The 15,995-nt window shown below is 61.3% G+C and carries 18 protein-coding genes; 17 read left to right on the top strand and 1 reads right to left on the bottom strand.

The features are described from left to right. The 13 genes from VJR68_RS17455 to VJR68_RS17395 form a co-directional block, all read left to right on the top strand. A partial coding sequence (locus tag VJR68_RS17455; protein ID WP_324149813.1) for a beta-ketoacyl synthase chain length factor occupies positions 1-525 on the top strand: 525 nt, incomplete at its 5' end. Then, complete coding sequence (locus VJR68_RS17450; RefSeq protein WP_324149811.1) at positions 486-1,292, top strand: lysophospholipid acyltransferase family protein; 807 nt, start codon at positions 486-488, stop codon at positions 1,290-1,292. The genes VJR68_RS17455 and VJR68_RS17450, both read left to right, overlap by 40 nt. Next, positions 1,289-1,552 carry a phosphopantetheine-binding protein gene (locus VJR68_RS17445; RefSeq protein WP_324149810.1) on the top strand — a complete coding sequence of 88 codons (264 nt, stop codon included), beginning with the start codon at positions 1,289-1,291 and terminating at the stop codon, positions 1,550-1,552. Before VJR68_RS17450 ends, VJR68_RS17445 begins: the two co-directional genes overlap by 4 nt. After that, a complete protein-coding gene (locus tag VJR68_RS17440; protein ID WP_324149809.1) occupies positions 1,549-2,094 on the top strand; it encodes a hypothetical protein in 546 nt (181 codons plus the stop codon). Before VJR68_RS17445 ends, VJR68_RS17440 begins: the two co-directional genes overlap by 4 nt. Next, positions 2,091-2,447: an acyl-CoA synthetase gene (locus tag VJR68_RS17435; protein WP_324149808.1), complete on the top strand. Its 357-nt coding sequence runs from the start codon at positions 2,091-2,093 to the stop codon at positions 2,445-2,447. The genes VJR68_RS17440 and VJR68_RS17435 overlap by 4 nt, the downstream gene beginning before the upstream one ends. Then, positions 2,444-3,409: a glycosyl transferase gene (locus tag VJR68_RS17430; RefSeq protein ID WP_324149806.1), complete on the top strand. Its 966-nt coding sequence runs from the start codon at positions 2,444-2,446 to the stop codon at positions 3,407-3,409. The genes VJR68_RS17435 and VJR68_RS17430 overlap by 4 nt, the downstream gene beginning before the upstream one ends. After that, a complete protein-coding gene (locus tag VJR68_RS17425; RefSeq protein ID WP_345786041.1) occupies positions 3,399-3,839 on the top strand; it encodes an acyl-CoA thioesterase in 441 nt (146 codons plus the stop codon). Before VJR68_RS17430 ends, VJR68_RS17425 begins: the two co-directional genes overlap by 11 nt. Before the next feature lie 8 nt (positions 3,840-3,847). After that, positions 3,848-4,564: a class I SAM-dependent methyltransferase gene (locus tag VJR68_RS17420; protein WP_324149805.1), complete on the top strand. Its 717-nt coding sequence runs from the start codon at positions 3,848-3,850 to the stop codon at positions 4,562-4,564. A 118-nt stretch (positions 4,565-4,682) separates the two neighbouring features. Further along, complete coding sequence (locus VJR68_RS17415) at positions 4,683-5,870, top strand: beta-ketoacyl-[acyl-carrier-protein] synthase family protein (protein WP_324149804.1); 1,188 nt, start codon at positions 4,683-4,685, stop codon at positions 5,868-5,870. Then, positions 5,867-6,334 carry a 3-hydroxylacyl-ACP dehydratase gene (locus tag VJR68_RS17410; RefSeq protein WP_324149803.1) on the top strand — a complete coding sequence of 156 codons (468 nt, stop codon included), beginning with the start codon at positions 5,867-5,869 and terminating at the stop codon, positions 6,332-6,334. Before VJR68_RS17415 ends, VJR68_RS17410 begins: the two co-directional genes overlap by 4 nt. Beyond that, positions 6,327-7,055 carry a 3-oxoacyl-ACP reductase FabG gene (gene fabG, locus VJR68_RS17405; protein WP_324149802.1) on the top strand — a complete coding sequence of 243 codons (729 nt, stop codon included), beginning with the start codon at positions 6,327-6,329 and terminating at the stop codon, positions 7,053-7,055. The genes VJR68_RS17410 and fabG overlap by 8 nt, the downstream gene beginning before the upstream one ends. A gap of 25 nt (positions 7,056-7,080) precedes the next feature. Then, positions 7,081-7,518 (top strand): excinuclease, encoded by a 438-nt coding sequence (locus VJR68_RS17400; protein WP_324149801.1) that lies wholly within the window; start codon positions 7,081-7,083, stop codon positions 7,516-7,518. 249 nt (positions 7,519-7,767) lie between these two features. Next, complete coding sequence (locus VJR68_RS17395) at positions 7,768-8,925, top strand: isovaleryl-CoA dehydrogenase (protein WP_324149799.1); 1,158 nt, start codon at positions 7,768-7,770, stop codon at positions 8,923-8,925. Positions 8,926-9,124: 199 nt separating this feature from the next. Here the strand turns inward: VJR68_RS17395 and VJR68_RS17390 are convergent, their stop codons facing one another. Next, entirely contained in the window at positions 9,125-12,028 is a 2,904-nt protein-coding gene (locus VJR68_RS17390; protein WP_324149798.1) for a S8 family serine peptidase, read from the bottom strand. Between the two features lie 221 nt (positions 12,029-12,249). On the opposite strand from VJR68_RS17390, the gene VJR68_RS17385 reads away from it, so the two are divergent. From VJR68_RS17385 to VJR68_RS17370, 4 genes are all read left to right on the top strand, one after another. After that, complete coding sequence (locus VJR68_RS17385; protein ID WP_324149797.1) at positions 12,250-13,428, top strand: acetyl-CoA C-acyltransferase; 1,179 nt, start codon at positions 12,250-12,252, stop codon at positions 13,426-13,428. A gap of 147 nt (positions 13,429-13,575) precedes the next feature. Continuing rightward, positions 13,576-13,971 carry a hypothetical protein gene (locus tag VJR68_RS17380; RefSeq protein ID WP_324149796.1) on the top strand — a complete coding sequence of 132 codons (396 nt, stop codon included), beginning with the start codon at positions 13,576-13,578 and terminating at the stop codon, positions 13,969-13,971. Positions 13,972-14,079: 108 nt separating this feature from the next. After that, positions 14,080-15,687, top strand: a complete 1,608-nt coding sequence (locus tag VJR68_RS17375; protein WP_324149794.1) for a carboxyl transferase domain-containing protein — start codon at positions 14,080-14,082, stop codon at positions 15,685-15,687. A gap of 129 nt (positions 15,688-15,816) precedes the next feature. Then, positions 15,817-15,995 (top strand): Hsp70 family protein (locus VJR68_RS17370; protein WP_324149814.1); only part of this gene is annotated, 179 nt, incomplete at its 3' end.

Raw genomic sequence — 15,995 nt, 5'->3', positions numbered from 1 at the left:
GAACAACTGCCGTTCGTGTTCGCCTCGCGCCATGGCGAAACGCCACGCACCTTCGCATTGCTCAGCGAAGTCGCGGACGAACAGCCGCTTTCGCCGACCCAGTTTGGTTTATCCGTACACAACGCCATCGCCGGCCAATGGTCGATCCTGCGCGGGCAGCGCGGCGAATCGGTGGCGATTGCCGGCGAAGCGGATACGTTCGAGCACGCCATGGTGGAAGCTGCCGCGCTGCTCAGCGACGGCGCACCTAGCGTGCTGGTGGTAATCGCCGAGGAACGTCCGCCGGCCGCCTACGATGGCTGGATCGAGGACGTCCCGTTTTCGTATGCTGTGGCGCTGAGAGTTGGGGGAATCGAAGCGCATGCCGGCCAGGGCTGGCAGTTGCGCCTGGAACCGCATCAGGGGACGTCCACACCCGCTGCCTGGCCGCACGCTCTGGATTTTGTGCGCGCATTGCATGCTGGCGAGGGCGTGGTCGAACACACATGGAAGACACGGCGATGGATCTGGCAACGCATCCCGTAAGGCGCACGAGCGGCGCCAATTACCTGTGGCGGTTGCTGGCCACCGGGGCGAGCTTTGTATTGTTCGGCCTGGGCGGACTGGTGCTGCGCTTGATCGTGCTGCCACTGCTTGGCTTGCTGCCGGGCGATGCAGTCACGCGCCGCCGCCGCGTGCGCAACGCAATCAGCAAGGCGTTTTACCTGCATGTGCAATTCATGTATCGCAGCGGGGTGCTCACCTACGAGTTCCAGGGCGTCGAGCGTCTTGGCCGTCCGGGGCAGATCATCATTGCCAATCATCCATCGCTGATCGACGTGGTGTTTCTGATCGCGCACATCCGCGACGCCAACTGCATCGTCAAGCAAAGCCTGTGGCGCAATCCGTTTACACGCGGGCCGGTGCGCCGGGCGCAATACATCAGCAACAACGGCAGCCCGGAAATGCTCGAGCAAGCGGCCGATGCATTGCGCGAAGGGCAAACCTTGATCGTGTTTCCCGAAGGCACGCGCACGGCACCGAACAAGGCACCGGTGTTCCATCGCGGAGCAGCGGCGATTGCATTGCGCGGCGCGAGCACCATTACGCCGGTTTTTATCACCGTGCAGCCCACCACGCTGACCAAGGCCGAACCGTGGCACCGCATTCCACAGCGGCGAGTGCGCGTCACGCTGCGCGCGGGGCAGGACATTTCACCGGACACCTTCAATGCTTCGGCGCCGCTGCCGATAGCGTCGCGTCGGCTCAATGAGCATTTACACCAACTATTTCTAAGGGAGCTTTCGTCATGAACGCGCTGGAACAGGATATTGCGCAATTGATCATCGACACGTTGAACCTGGAAGATGTCACGGTGGCGGATATTCCGCCGGATCTACCGTTGTTCGGCGAAGGACTTGGCCTGGATTCCGTCGATGCACTGGAACTGGCGCTGGCCTTGCAGAAACGCTACGACATTCGCATTGCTTCCGATTCAAAGGACGCACGCCAGCACTTCACCACGGTCGCCACGCTTGCCGCGTTTGTGCAAACTCAGCAACAGGGCGCATGAACAAGCTCACTTCCATCCTCTTGCCATTGGTCGGGGTGCTCTACCCCTTCGTGGTGTATTTCGGCATGGATCGCGTGCCCCCACCGATGTTCGCGCTGGTGCTCGGTGCAATCTGGCTGATTCGCGCACCGGCCCTGCTGAAACAACCCGGCGGTCGCTGGATGCTGACGGCAGCCCTGGTCTATTGCGCCTTGCTCGGGCTGAGCGGCGAAGCGACTTTGTTGCGTTGGTATCCCACGCTGATCAGCGCGCTGCTGCTGTGTGCATTCGGTTTGAGTTTGAAATTCGGCCCACCGATCATCGAGCGCATTGCGCGCGTGCGCGAACCGGATTTGCCGGATGCGGCGATCCCCTATACGCGCAACGTCACCTGGGTATGGGTTGGCTTCTTCGTGTTCAACGGCGTGGTATCGGCCGTGTTGACGCTATGGGCGCCGCTGAAGTGGTGGACGCTTTATAACGGCCTGCTGGTGTACTTCATCATGGGTACGCTGTTCGTCGGGGAATGGCTGTTGCGCCGGCGCCTGCGAGGTGCGGCGTGAGCGCGACGCGCGACCCGCTAGTACTGGCTGAGCATCAGCAGGATGGCGTGTGGACACTGGAACTGCTGATTCCGCACGAGCTGGTCTATTTCGCGGGCCATTTCCCCGGCGCGCCGGTGTTGCCAGGCCTGGTGCAAATCGCGTGGGCATTGGCGCTGGCAGCGCCACGCCTTGGCACGCCACCACGCTGCAGGCTGATGGAAGCGGTGAAATTCCAGCACCTGCTGCGGCCGGGCGATCGGGTGGAGCTGGTGCTCCGCCATGACACGGCGCGGCAGAAGCTGCACTTTGCCTATCGCCACGACGACAAGGCTTATTCTTCCGGTCGACTGGCATGGAGCGCCGACGCATGAGCGAACCCTTGGTGCAGGAACGTCACTGGTCGGCGCACAAGGAGCGCGGCAGCTTCGTCTTGATGTGGCTCACTGCATTCAGCGTGCGCGTATTCGGCCGCCGCTTGCTGGCGCCGGTGCTGTATCTGATCGTGCTGTATTTCTTTGCTTCGGCACGTAGCGCACGACGCAATATTCGCCAGTATCAAACGTATCTGGCCGAGTGGAGCAACAAGCCTGCGTTGAAGCCGACGCAGGGCAGCGTGTTCAAGCAGTTCATCGCCTTTGCGGACAACCTGCTCGACCGGCTCGACGTATGGCGCGGACGCCTGCGCTTTGAGCAAGTGCAGCTGGTCGATCCTTCCGGCGTGCGACCGCGTTTGCTGCGTAGCCGGCAAGGTGGCCGCGGCGAGATGCTGGTGGTGACGCATCTGGGCAATCCCGACGTGTGCCGGGCGATGGCCGAGCTGAGCGAACAAGTGCCGCTGAACGTATTGGTGCACAATCGCCACGTAGCGCAGTTCAATCGTCTGCTCGGTGAGGCCGGCGATCGCAGCATGCGGCTGATCCAGGTAAGCGAACTGGATACAGCAATGATGATGGACCTGTCGCAACGCATCGAGCGCGGCGAATGGCTGGCGATTGCCGGCGATCGCGTACCGCTGCATGACGGGCGCCGCGTGACAGTGGGTTTTCTCGGCCACGCGGCCGCGTTTCCGCAAGGCCCATGGCTGATGGCCGGCCTCCTGCGTTGCCCGGTCAACCTGCTGTGCTGTTTGAAGGTGGAAGGCCGCTATCGCATCTATCTCGATGCCTTTCTGGATAACGCGACGTGGGAACGCGGCCGCCGCGATGCAACCATCCACGAGTGGGTGCAACGTTATGCGGATCACCTGGCCGGCCAATGCTTGATCGCGCCCCAGCAATGGTTCAATTTCTACGCCTATTGGCCGTCGCACAAGGAGACCGCCGATGCGCACTAGCGGCATTCTGCATAAAGACGTGGACATCCAGGTGCCGTTCTACGACGTCGATTCGATGGACGTGGTCTGGCACGGACACTACGTGAAATACCTGGAAGTGGCGCGCTGCGCGCTGCTCGATGACATCGGCCACAACTATATACAGATGAAGGCATCCGGCTATGCATGGCCGGTGATCGATCTGCAGTTGCGTTACGTGCAGGCGGCGCGCTTTGGCCAACATCTGATTGTGCGCGCCGACCTGATGGAATGGCAGAACCGTTTGCTGATTCATTACCTGATTCGGGATGCCGCCACGGGCCAGCGCGTGACGCGCGCAAGCAGTGTGCAGGTAGCGGTGAAGATTGCCAGCGGGGAAATGCAGCTGGAATCGCCGAAGGTGTTTGTTGATGCGGTCGGACAGCGGCTCGCAGTGAGCGGAAAGAGATAAAAGAAGCCATGGAATACGCCAGCCCCACCTACGTGGAAGAAACCCGCATCGGCTTCCACTTCCTGCGCACCCACACTTGGCAGCATCACGTGCTGCGCGTGGCGATCAACGATCTCAAGCGATTGATCGGCGAACCGCTGCCACAAGGCGGCACGTTGCTGGATGCCGGCTGCGGCCAAGGCAAGTCGTTGCGTTTGTTGCGCGATGCCTTCCAACCTACGCGCGTGATCGGGCTGGATGCCGATCCGCACAGTCTCACGCTCGCGCAAGTGGAAGCCGAACGCGAAGGCATGGCGCTCGAATTGCACGCTGCCGATTGCGCCAAGATGCCGCTGCCGGACCAGTGCGCCGACATCGTGTTTTGCCATCAGACCTTTCATCACCTGGTGGAACAGGAACGCGCACTGGCCGAGTTCTGGCGCGTACTGAAGCCGGGCGGTTGGCTGTTGTTTGCGGAGTCGACCAAGGCATACATCGATACCTGGGTGATCCGCTGGTTCTTCCGCCATCCAATGGAAGTACAGAAAAGCGCCGAGGAATATCTGGAGATGCTGCGCTGGCAGGGCTTTGAATTTGAAGCGCGGAACGTGTCGTTTCCGTATTTGTGGTGGAGCCGCTCGAAGGATTTCGGGTTGATGGAGCGCTGGGGTTTGAAGGCGCCACCGGCGCCGGGGCAGCGAGAGGAAACATTGGTGAATGTCGCGGCGAGGAAGCCGATGGTATGAAGCAGATCATCAAACCCGCCGTGAATCACGTAGGCTGGAGTGCGAATCCCAGCATCGCGATGCATATGTGCATGGCAATGCCGGGGTTCGCACCCCAGCCTTCGAGGCTTTGCCTCGCATGAACACCTACCTCAACGCCCTGGGCATCATTTGCAATCTCGGTGCCGGCAAGACCGTCGTTGCCGAGGCATTGTTTGCGGGTGACGACAAGGGCATCCGTTCTGAGCAAGGCTGGATTCCACATCACGAACCGCCACTGGGCAGCGTGCGTGCGGAACTGCCACCCGTACCCGACGCACTGCGCCATCGCGACAACCGCAACAACCGCCTGCTGCTCGCCGCGGCACGGGAAATCGAGGCCGACATTCGCGCGGCAATCACAACATATGGCCCCGCACGCATCGGCGTCGTGCTCGGCACCAGCACCACGGGTATCGAAGAAGCCACGCACGGTATTGCCGCTTATCGCCGCGATGGCGCGTGGCCGGCGGATTACCACTACTCGCATCAGGAACTCGGTGCGCCTGCGGAATTCCTGGCCGAGTGGCTGAAACTTTCCGGTCCCTGCTATGGCATTTCCACAGCTTGCACATCGGGCGCACGCGCATTGATCAGTGCGCAACGCCTGCTGCGAATGGGCTTGTGCGATGCCGTGCTATGCGGTGGCGTGGATACGCTGTGCCGTCTGGCGATCAACGGTTTCCATGCGCTTGAGGCGGTCGATATGCAGCGTTGCGATCCGTTCTCCAAACATCGTCGCGGCATCAATATCGGCGAAGCGGCCGCGCTGTTCCTGATGACACGCGAACGCGGCGCGGTGCAGTTGCTCGGTGGCGGCGCGAGTTCCGATGCCTATCACATGTCTTCGCCTGATCCGGCAGGAACCGGTGCGCGCAAGGCAATGCACGATGCATTGCGCAATGCGAGGCTCGCTGTGGCGCAAATCGATTACATCAACCTCCACGGCACCGCCACCGAACACAACGACAGCATGGAAAGCGAAGCCGTGGCCGGCATGTTCGGTAACCATGTGCCGTGTTCGTCGACCAAATCACTTACCGGTCACACGCTTGCCGCAGCGGGCGCGCTGGAAGCGGCCTTCTGCTGGCTGAGCTTGACGGACACATGCGCCGAACGCCGCCTGCCGCCGCATGTGTGGGATGGCGAAGCCGATCCGGCGCTGCCAGCATTGAACTTCACTCATGTCGGCAGTCATTTACCGACCGATGGGCGGCGTTACGTGATGAGCAACTCCTTTGCCTTCGGTGGCAACAATGCAGCGCTGGTTCTGGGAGATCCTGCATGACGCCATGGCCGATTGCCGAGGTCGTGCCGCATGCCGGCGAGATGATCCTGCTCGACGGCATTGTGGAGGCGCACAGCGATCGCATCGTTTGCACGCGCACGATCAACCCCGGCGGCTTGTTCGTGGACGACGACGGCAGCCTGCCATCGTGGGTTGGCGTGGAACTGATGGCACAAGCGGTCGCCGCCTGGGCCGGTTGTTGTGCACGCGCCGAACAACGGCCGGTGCAGATGGGGTTTCTGCTCGGCACGCGGCATTACGCATGCAACGTCGATGCGTTTCCAGCATGCGTGCAGCTGCGCGTGGCAGCTGCGCGCGAGTTTCATAACGGGCAAGGCATGGGTGTATTCCATTGCCATATCGAAGGCCCGGGCATCCACGCCGAAGCGCGCTTGAACGTATTCAGTCCGCCCGATGCGCAGGCCTTCTACAGACAGAATTCCGGGGAGACACTGCATGGCTGACACAGTACTGGTGACAGGTTCCAGCCGCGGCATCGGCCGCGCGATTGCGATGCGATTGGCGCAGGCAGGTTATGACATCGTGCTCCACTGTCGCAGCCGACGCGACGAAGCCGAACAGGTGGGCGCCGCCATTCGAGCGCTTGGCCGTACCGTGCGCATTCTGCAATTCGACGTGGCCGATCGCGCGGCGAGCGTCGCTGCGCTGGAAGCGGATGTCGACACGCATGGCGCTTACTACGGTGTGGTCTGCAACGCAGGACTTACGCGCGACGGCGCATTTCCTGCGCTTTCCGATGACGACTGGGATCAGGTGCTGCGTACCAATCTCGACGGTTTCTACAACGTGCTGCATCCCATCATCATGCCGATGATTCGACGCCGCCAGGCGGGGCGCATCGTATGCATCACCTCGGTATCGGGCCTGATCGGCAATCGCGGCCAGGTGAACTACAGCGCGTCCAAGGCGGGCGTGATCGGCGCAGCAAAAGCGCTGGCGGTGGAATTGGCTAAGCGCAAGATCACCGTCAATTGCGTCGCGCCAGGCCTGATCGACACCGACATGACCAGCGACGATTTACCGCTGGAAGAGATACTGAAAGTGATCCCGATGCAGCGCGCCGGCACGGCCGATGAAGTAGCTGCCGCAGTGCAATTTCTGATGAGTCCGGAAGCGGGCTATATCACGCGCCAGGTACTCGCGGTGAATGGCGGCCTGTGCTGAAAAACGATCAATCAAAGGAGTGGATATGAAACTGAAAGTACTCGTTGCCGTCGCCTTGCTGTGCGCACCCGGCTTGTCTTTCGCGGGCGACAAGGTCGTGCATTTTCCGTTTGCCAACGCCGTTGCCGCGGCAACGCAATCGGGCAAGCTGGATGGCTCGGTGAAGTTCTATCTGGCCGGCAATGCGCCACAAGGCCAGGTGACGGTGGTCAAGGATGATGTCAGCGTCAATCGCAAGACCAATGCGTTCGGCAAGGGCGATCAGAAGACTTGCGACTGGGCGCTGCAATCGGTGCTGATTGCCTTGCAGGATCAGGCGAAGGCAGCCGGCGCCAATGCGGTAGTCGATATCGTCAGCGATTACGACAGTGAATATCGCGACAATGAGAAATACGAATGCCACGTGGGATTCTTGATGTCCGGCGTGATCATGAAAGGCAAGCTGGCCAAAGTGCAGCCGTAACAGACATCCGCTGTACTCTCATGACCGTCATTCCCGCGAAAGCGGAGGCGCTTTTCAACAGCGAATGCTGGTCAATCCACGTTGCTCTGATGCATACCTGAAAATGGATTTCCGCTTTCGCGGGAATGACGGCGGATGGGTAGGTTGGGCATGTTCGCCATCCCTACCTACGCTGCGGCGCATCAGGGGACCGCAAGACCCCTGCGCTACAATTCCTGGCCTCAAAACCCCTTGCCCCAGGAGTTCGTCATGCGTCCATTCCCGCTCGGTGAAGAGATCGACCTGCTGCGCGAAAGCGTGTCTGCCTTCGCGGAGAAAGAGATCGCGCCGCGCGCCAACCACATCGATCATGAGAATCTGTTCCCGCATGATTTGTGGCGCAAGCTGGGCGACATGGGGCTGCTCGGCGTCACCGTGCCGGAAGAATACGGCGGCAGCGGCATGGGGTTTCTCGCGCACATGGTGGCGATGGAGGAAATCTCCCGCGCCTCCGGCTCGGTCGGCCTTTCCTACGGCGCGCATTCCAATTTGTGCGTGCAGAACATTTTCCATAACGGCAACGAAGCGCAGCGTCGCAAATACATCCCCAAGCTGTGCACCGGTGAATACGTCGGTGCACTGGCGATGAGCGAACCGGGCGCCGGTTCCGACGTGGTCGGCTCGATGACCTGCCGCGCCGAACTGCAAGGCGACGTGTGGGTGGCCAACGGGTCCAAGATGTGGATCACCAATGGCCCGGATGCGGACGTGCTGCTGGTCTATATGCGCACGGCGCCACGCATCGCCGGCAGCCGTTGCATGACAGCCTTCATCGTCGAGAAAGGGATGAAGGGTTTCAGCACTGCGCAGAAGCTGGACAAGCTTGGCATGCGCGGTTCCAACACCTGCGAACTGGTGTTCGACAACTGCGAGATTCCCGCCGAGAACATCGTGGGCGAAGTGAACGAAGGCGTGCGCGTGCTGATGAGCGGCCTGGATACCGAACGCCTGGTGCTTTCCGGTGGCCCGATCGGTTTGATGCAGGCCGCACTGGATATCGCCCTGCCCTACGCGCGTGAACGCAAGCAGTTCAATGCTCCGATCGGCACCTTCGGCATCATGCAGGCAAAGATCGCCGATATGTACACCAAGCTGCAGAGTTCGCGTGGCTTCGCTTATATGGTGGCGCAGCAATTCGATGCCGGCGTGAAATCGCGCATCGATCCGGCGGCGTGCTTGCTCAATGCATCGCAGAACGCGGTGCAGGTAGCGCTGGAGGCGATCCAGACGCTGGGCGGCAACGGCTATATCAACGAATATCCGACCGGTCGCTTGTTGCGTGATGCGAAGCTGTATGAGATCGGCGCGGGCACAAATGAAATTCGCCGGATGTTGATTGGGCGCGAGTTGTTTCACGGGCGAGAATAACAAGGCTCGCGAAATACATTTCCCTCCCCTGCTTGCAGGGGAGGGTTAGGGTGGGGTGACGCGAGCGAAGCTCGCATGCGGCTACGCCGCATTGATCTTGAGATCTTGAGGGGGTTGAGCATAACCGCGAGGTTGCTTCACCCCGCCCCAACCCTCCCCTACTGCACGTAGGGGAGGGGGCGTTCACGGAAAGGCTGGATCAAAACACCAAGCTGTAATTCACCGTTCCCATCGTCGCGTGCTCACGCTGCGCGGTGTACTGGTCGGCACCGAACGACAACTGCGAACGCGCCGAGAAGCGCCAGTCCAACGACACGCCCGCGACGTTACCGTAGCGTGACAAGCCGATGCCGTTGATCGGCATGAACTGCTGCAAGGCGGCGAAGCTGGCGGTGGGCACCACACCATGCATGGCGAACGCATCCTGCCACAGGAAGTGACCCTGCAAACTCAGGCTGCTGCCGTCAGGCAGCTTCCACTCACGCGAGCCGCGCAAACCGAGACCCGCTTGCCAACGCTGGATCGTCTGCGAGCTGGAGTTCAGACCGAAACCATCACCGCCCAGCTCGTTGAAACCATCGCGCTGGACATAGGCATACTGCAGGTTTGCGTACGGCGTGAACTTCCACTTGCCGGCATTGAAGCGATAGCCGCTTTCGCTGTAAGCCACGTCGTAACTGCCATTGCTGACGCTACCCACGCCGGCATATTGATTGCCGAGCAGCAATTCGCGACGTGTGTTCTGCCAATCGTTGCCCACACCGACACGGCCCATCGCATACCAATTGCCCTGCACGATGCCGCCGTAGACCATGCCTTCCAGCGCACGGCTGTAGCCTTGATCCGCGCTTTGTTGCAGGTTGCCCAAGCCTTGGCTGTGGCTGATGGCATAACCCAGCACCGTGCCATTGCCGAGCATGCGATCGCCACCCACCATGCTGCCATTGAGCTGGAAGCCCAGGCTGTCATAACCGCTGCGCGAGAAACTGCCTTGATGATTCAGGTTCTGCGACCAGCTCTGGAACGCGCTCTCGCGCTGCAGCGCTTGCGGGTTGTCGAGCAGGCTGTCGAAGCGATCGGACAGCGCGCGTGTGTCGGCGTCCATCGCTTCGAACGTCATCGCCGCGCTGGCGGCGTACATCTGGCCGGAGAGGCTGTTCAAGGACTGCTGCAACGCGGCCGTGCTTTGCGACTGCTGGATGGCAGCGGCGCCACTGACGAAGCTGGTCGGCAACGGTTGCGCATTTGAGCCGTTTTGCAACGTGCTATTGATCGTATTGAATGCGCTCTGGGTGCGTACTGCGCCCCCATAGATGGCAGACGCATACGGTGCGCCTGCAGCTTGCGTCAGGCTGATCTGCTGCACGTTGAGGTAGGCGTCGTTGGCATCATAGAACAGTGACGCCGACAACGTGACACTGGGTGACCACGTCAGACTTGAGAACGTGCCCGACAAGCCATTGCTCGCGGACAAGACTGTGGTTTGGGAGTTCTTGGTATAGCCCTGATTAGCACCGTACACGTACAAGCCGGCGCTATTGCCAAGCGTGGCCGTGCCGGTGATTTGCAGCGAGGAACCCAGTGACACCGCCAGCTTGCCGCCTGACTGGGAATAATTGCCCGTCATGACGAGATTGCTGGCAGTACCTACGACCAATGTACCTTGGTTGGTGACATTGCCGATGATGAGCGGCGTCTTGGTGGCGAGGGAGTACGTGCCGGTAATGGCCAGTGTTCCTGCGGTCCCGATAGTGGCGCCAGATCCGAGCGAAACCGCATTCACCGTACCGCCATTGACGGTGGTGCCGCCTGCATATGTGGAAGGCTGGCTAAGCGTAAGTGTGCCGGGACCATCCATGATCAAACCGTATTGACCGGAGATCGGATTGTTCCAGCTCGAACTGCCGCTAAAGCTGACTTCAACATTATTCCAGGCGAACTGCGCCGGCCCGTTTACCGCAGCCCCCACATTCAACGCCCCCCAACCGAAGGTGGTATTTGGCTGCGAACCACCCAGTGGGGTAGCGGTGCTTAGCAAAGTCTGGCGCACGAGATCATTGTTGAAATACGGATACGCCTGCCACACCAACGCCGCTGCGCCGGACACCTCAGGGGCGGCAAACGACGTGCCTTCAACGATGTAGTAATTAGGATTGGTGGTACTGGACGTGGTGCTCTTGTCGAGGACGATCACGTCGCCCGGCGCAGCAAGGCAATAATCCTTGGCCGCCCCGCATTGATTCGAATAGCTCTCCAGCTGAGTTGGATTGTTGCTGTTCAGCGCCACCGCAACCAGCCAGCCTTTCTCCAGGTTGGCGTCCTTCGTGACGGAGGGAAGCATGGCAATCGTGCTTGGATTGGCCTGCGAATCATTGCCTGCTGCAAACACAACCAAGCCGCCATGATTGATGAAAGGTGTATACGCCGTATCAAACGCCGCATTGAGCGACGCGTTGGTGGTATCCCAGGTAATGCCACCCCAGGAATTGTTCATGACCTTTACGCCGGCATTGATCAGATCCGCGTTGACCTGCCCGAAGAACGTGGCGTCGCTGGTCGTTACCTGCGAAGGCGGCGTAGAGCCGTTATCGTCCGGCGCGCTGTCGGCAATGATGCGAGCGGAGACCAGATTTGCGCCCGGTGCAATACCGCCGGGATATTGCGCGAACGACGTGCCGGCGGCGACCTCGGACACCCAGGTACCGTGTCCCACCACGTCATCGATGTTGGTGTTGTTCTGCGCCGGATCGACATAGATCAACTCTTGCGAAACGCGTCCGGTCACGGTGGGATTGGAGCGCATGATGCCGCTGTCGACCACGCCAATGGTGACACCAGCGCCGGTATAGCCTTGGCTATGTGCTGCATAGGTATTCGTCAACGACAACTGCGCATCGAGCGGTGGCGTCGGAACGTTCGAACTCGGTGAAGGTGTTGGCGCGGGTGAGGGCGAAGGAGTCGGTGTAGGCGTAGGCGTAGGTGCCGTTGCCGCCCCTCTCACATTGCTGTTGCCCCCTCCGCCACCGCAACCGCTCAAGCCCACTGCAAGACTGATCAACAGCGCTATTTCACGGCGGCGCCACACCTGCGTCCCAGTTGCCATACATTCCTCGCCAGTTTTGGTCCCCAAACAACTTCGGAATACCGCCACTCCCAAGAGCGATATCTACCCATAGCTTATTCGTTTGATTTACATAATTGCGAGTAGCGCACCTGCGCGATTTCTCACGAAAACGGAATGTTTGCTGCAAAGCAGTGCGGGCTGCGATAATTCGCAAATTCCTTCCTTGGCGCATCGCGCCTAAAGCTCCCCCGGAGATCCCCATGTCGGATATCGTGATTGCCGCCGCCAAGCGCACTGCCATCGGCTCGTTTCTCGGCCAGTTCACTGGCGTCCCCTCCCCCACCCTCGGCGCCACCGCCATTCGCGCCGCGCTCGAACAGTCCGGCATCGCCGCCAAGGACGTGAGCGAAGTCATCATGGGTTGCGTGCTGCCGGCCAACCTCGGCCAGGCGCCCGCCCGCCAGGCCGCGCTGAATGCCGGCCTCACCCCGGCCGTGGGCTGCACCACCATCAACAAGGTATGCGGTTCGGGCATGAAGGCCATCATGCTGGGCCATGACCTGATCAAGGCCGGTTCGGCCAGCGTGGTCGTTGCCGGCGGCATGGAATCGATGACCAACGCCCCGCACATGGTCAATGCCCGCAGCGGCATTCGCTATGGCGACGGCAAGCTGGTCGATCATATGGCCTGGGACGGCCTCACCAATCCTTATGACGGCAAGGCGATGGGTGTGTTCGGCGAGTTGTGCGCCGACAAGTATCACTTCAGCCGCGAAGAACAGGACGCTTTCGCCATCGAGTCGGTCAAGCGCTCGCAGGCAGCACAGGCTGCCGGTGCCTTCGCCGACGAAATCGCGCCGGTAACCGTGGCCGGCAAGAAGGGCGATGTGCAGATCGATACCGACGAGCAGCCCAGCCGCTCGGACATCAGCAAGGTTCCTTCGCTTAAGCCAGCCTTTCGCAAAGAGAACGGCACCATCACCGCCGCCAGTTCGTCCAGCATCTCCGACGGCGCAGCCGCCCTGGTGCTGTTGTCGGCCGATGACGCCAAGGCGCGCGACGTGAAGCCGCTGGCACGCATTGTTGCCCACGCCACGCATTCGCAGGAGCCAGAGTGGTTCACCACCGCACCGGTCGGCGCGATCGGCAAGGTGCTGGACAAGGCCGGCTGGAAAGCCAGCGACGTCGACCTGTTTGAAGTCAACGAAGCCTTCGCCGTGGTGGCGATGGCACCGATGCGCGAGCTGGGCATTTCGCACGACAAGCTCAACGTCAATGGTGGCGCCTGTGCACTTGGCCATCCGATCGGCGCCAGTGGTGCGCGCATCGTGGTGACCCTGCTCAATGCCTTGAAAACCCGTGGCTTGCGTCGCGGCGTGGCTGCCCTGTGCATCGGCGGGGGCGAAGCTACCGCCATTGCGGTGGAGCGTCTGGATTAAGTCCGACTTTTTCCTGCCAGCCGGGGTCTCGTATCCCGGCTGGTTTAATGCGGCATAAAAGTTGTTAGCAAAAACTGGTAGCGCCGTTAACGTGAAAGCGCTATTAATAATCCGCCAATTGGCATTCCACGGCTAAGGAGATCCACCATGAAGTTCACGCGTACCCTTCTCGCCTCTGCGCTCGTCGCGCTGCTGGCGGCTTGCAGCAATGGCGCGCAGGATGCCGCGCAGGACGCACAGAAGTCGGCTGACCAGGCCCAGCAAGCTGCTACGCAGGCTGCTGACCAGGCTCAGAAGGCCGCTGCTGCTTCCACCGCTGCTGCTCCGGCTGCTGCTCCGGCTTCCACCGCTGCTGCTCCGGCCGCTGCTCCGGCTTCTACCGCTGCTGCTCCGGCTTCCACGGCTGCCGCTCCGGCTGCTGGCGATGCGATGAAGAGCGCCGCTGCTGACGCTTCGAAGGCTGCCGACAAGGCTGCCGACGCTGCCAAGTCGGCCGCGACCGCTGCGAAGGACGCCGCCAAGGACGCTTCGAAGGGTAACTAATCCTTCGTTCGTAGCTCGGCTAAACCGGCCGCCGTCTGGCGGCCGGTTTTTTTATGGCGGACCGCCAACCGGTATCATCCATGGTTTGCCCCACGAGCTTGGCGACACATGAGCGTCCTTACCTCGCAGATCGATCCCCGCTCCTCCGATTTCCAGACCAGCAGCGCGAACCTGCGCAGCCTGGTGGATGACTTGCATCACCAACTGGCGCGCAATGCCGAAGGCGGCGGCGCCAAGGCGCGCGAAAAGCACACCGCGCGCGGCAAGCTGCTACCGCGCGAACGCATCCGCGCCCTGCTCGATCCCGGCTCGCCGTTCCTGGAACTCTCGCCGCTTGCGGCGCATGGCATGTATGAAGGTGCAGCACCCGCTGCCGGCGTCATTACCGGCATTGGCCGTGTGCATGGCGTCGAGGTGGTGGTGGTTGCCAATGACGCCACCGTCAAAGGCGGCACGTATTTCCCGATGACGGTCAAGAAGCATCTGCGTGCCCAGGAAGTGGCGCTGGAAAATCGCCTGCCCTGCATCTACCTGGTCGATTCAGGTGGAGCATTCCTGCCGATGCAGGACGAGGTCTTTCCGGACAAGGAACATTTCGGCCGCATCTTCTACAACCAGGCGCGCATGTCGGGCCTGGGCATTCCGCAGATCGCCGTAGTGATGGGCTCGTGCACTGCCGGTGGTGCCTACGTGCCCGCGATGAGCGACGAAACCATCATCGTGCGCGAACAAGGCACGATCTTCCTGGGCGGCCCGCCGCTGGTAAAAGCGGCCACCGGTGAAGTGGTGGATGCCGAAGCCCTCGGCGGCGCGGACGTGCATACCTCCACCTCGGGCGTAGCCGATCACTTCGCCGAGAACGATACGCATGCCTTGTCCATCGCGCGCGATATCGTCGCCAGCCTCAACCGCACCAAGCCGATGCCTTTGGCGGTGAAAGCGCCAGTGGAACCACGCTATGCGGCGGAAGAACTCTATGGCGTGATTCCGCAGGACACGCGCCGCCCGTTCGACATCCGCGAGGTGATCGCGCGCATCGTCGACGGCTCGGAATTTCATGAATTCAAGGCGCGCTATGGCAAGACGCTGGTGTGCGGCTTCGCGCACATCCATGGCTACCCCGTGGGCATCATCGCCAACAACGGCATCCTGTTTTCCGAATCCGCGCTCAAGGGCGCGCATTTCATCGAGCTGTGCAACCAGCGCAACGTGCCGCTGGTGTTCCTGCAGAACATCACCGGCTTCATGGTCGGCAAGAAATACGAGAACGCCGGCATCGCCAAAGACGGCGCGAAGATGGTCACCGCGGTGGCCTGCTCGCACGTACCCAAGTTCACCGTGGTGATCGGCGGCAGCTTCGGCGCCGGCAACTACGCCATGTGCGGCCGTGCGTATGGCGCACGCTTCCTGTGGATGTGGCCGAACGCACGCATCAGCGTGATGGGCGGCGAGCAGGCTGCCAGCGTGCTGGCGACGGTGAAGCGCGATGGCATGGAAGCGGCCGGCCAGACCTGGAGTGCCGAAGAAGAAGATGCCTTCAAGACGCCGATCCGCGATCAATACGAACGCCAGGGTCATCCCTATTACGCCACGGCGCGGCTCTGGGACGACGGCATCATCGATCCAGCCGATACGCGCCGTGTGCTGGGGCTGGCGATTTCGGCGTCGTTGAATGCGCCGATCGAACCGCAGCGGTATGGCGTGTTCCGGATGTAGCGTGGGCTCGCTCGTAGGTTGGGGTGCGAACCCCAACATCGGATGCCCGCACAAGCAACAATGTTGGGGTTCGCACCCCAACCTACGGCGTCAGACCGGTTTTCAAGGACGTACAGGGGAAGCAACATCATGATCGTCGGTATCGATCTCGGCACCACGCATTCGCTTATTGGCTGCTACGGCCAGGAAGGGCCGCAACTCTTCCGCAACGCACTCGGCGACTACCTCACGCCTTCCGTCATCAGCGTGGACGACGATGGCCACATGCTGGTCGGCGCGGCTGCACGCGATCGGCTGATCAGCCATCC

Source organism: Dyella sp. (assembly GCF_035277725.1).
Classification (GTDB): Bacteria; Pseudomonadota; Gammaproteobacteria; order Xanthomonadales; family Rhodanobacteraceae; genus Dyella_B.
Note: the sequence above shows the minus strand (reverse complement) of the source record. Positions and strands in the feature narration are given on the sequence as shown.